Source organism: Arthrobacter sp. 01T428, assembly GCF_056398685.1.
This window is the reverse complement of the sequence record NZ_JBFTPW010000047.1, coordinates 1-1,021: the sequence shown is the minus strand read 5'-3', so window position 1 is coordinate 1,021 and position 1,021 is coordinate 1. Positions and strand designations below refer to the sequence as shown.

At 66.2% G+C, this 1,021-nt stretch carries 1 protein-coding gene; it reads right to left on the bottom strand.

Annotation, left to right across the window (positions count from 1 at the left end):
- Positions 1 to 1,021 (bottom strand): transketolase-like TK C-terminal-containing protein (locus tag AC1DJB_RS23585; protein WP_476910979.1); only part of this gene is annotated, 1,021 nt, incomplete at both ends.

Here is a 1,021-nt window from a genome sequence, read left to right as displayed (position 1 = left end):
TGCAGGGTCTTCACGACGATGGAGTGGGTGTCGTTTTTGAAGAAGCGGCGTGCGGCTTGGCGGGTGTCGGAGAATCCGAATCCGTCGGCGCCGAGGGAGGCGAATTCGTTGGGGATGAATTGGCGGATCTGGTCCGGGACGGCTTTCATGTAGTCGGTGACGGCGATGACCGGTCCGGTGGCGCCGGCGAGTTGCTGGGCGACGAAGGGGGTGCGGGGTTCGTCGCCGGGGTTCAGGAAGGCGTGTTCTTCGGCGGCGAGTCCGTCGCGTCGGAGTTCGTTCCAGGAGGTCACGGACCAGACGTCGGCGGAGACTCCCCAGTCCTGGGCGAGGACTTTCTGGGCTTCCAGGGCCCAGGGGACCGAGACGCCGGAGGCCAGGAGCTGCGCGCGGGGACCGTCGGTTTTCGCGGGGGCGAGCAGGTAGATGCCCTTCAGGAGGCCCTCGGTGTCGAGGTTTTCCGGTTCSGCGGGCTGGCTGATCGGTTCGTTGTACACGGTGAGGTAGTACATCAAGTTCCGGTCGGTGGAGTCCGGGCCGTACATGCGTTCGAGGCCGTCGCGGATGATGTGTCCGATTTCGTAGCCGTAGGCGGGGTCGTAGGTGAGGACGGCGGGGTTGGTGGAGGCCAGGATGGGGGAGTGTCCGTCGGCGTGCTGGAGTCCTTCGCCGGTGAGGGTGGTCCGTCCTGCGGTGGCGCCGATGATGAAGCCGCGGGTCATTTGGTCCGCGGCGGCCCAGAAGGCGTCGCCGGTGCGTTGGAAGCCGAACATGGAGTAGAACACGTAGATCGGCACGAGGGGTTCGCCGTGGGTGGCGTAGGCGGTGCCGGCGGCGGTGAAGGCCGCGACGGCGCCTGCTTCGTTGATGCCGGGGTGGATGAGCTGGCCCATGGGGGATTCCTTGTAGGCCAGGACGAGGTCCCGGTCCACGGAGAGGTAGTTCTGGCCCTTGGGGTTGTAGATCTTCGCGGTCGGGAAGAACGCGTCCATGCCGAAGGTCCGCGATTCATCCGGGACGA